1 protein-coding gene is annotated in these 309 nt (G+C 48.9%); it reads left to right on the forward strand.

Annotated features, from left to right (window positions below; genetic code table 11):
• Window positions 1-76: 76 nt before the first annotated feature.
• Window positions 77-309, forward strand: a 233-nt coding sequence (locus PUR71_RS40800) for a hypothetical protein (RefSeq protein WP_329924230.1), incomplete at its 3' end; no start/stop codon positions are given.

Raw genomic sequence — 309 nt, forward strand, 5'->3', positions numbered from 1 at the left:
GGCCATAACAACCACGCCAAACTAAAACAGCCCCCCCAATAAATACAACCCGACAAACCCAAACAACCCATACCCAATGCCCAGGTACACAACCCCAAACCCGGCACCCCCCACAAACATAAAAACCAAAACCCAAACCAAAGAACAAACAACCAAACCCCCCCCCCCCCCAAAAAAAAAAAACAAAAAAAAAAAAAAAACCACCAAAAACACCCCCCAAAAACCCCAAACCAAACCACACACACCCCACACACACCCCCCCCCCCACACCCACCAAAAAAAAAAAAACACACACCACCACCCCACCCC

Source organism: Streptomyces sp. SP17BM10 (genome assembly GCF_036322405.1).
Classification (GTDB): domain Bacteria; phylum Actinomycetota; class Actinomycetes; order Streptomycetales; family Streptomycetaceae; genus Kitasatospora.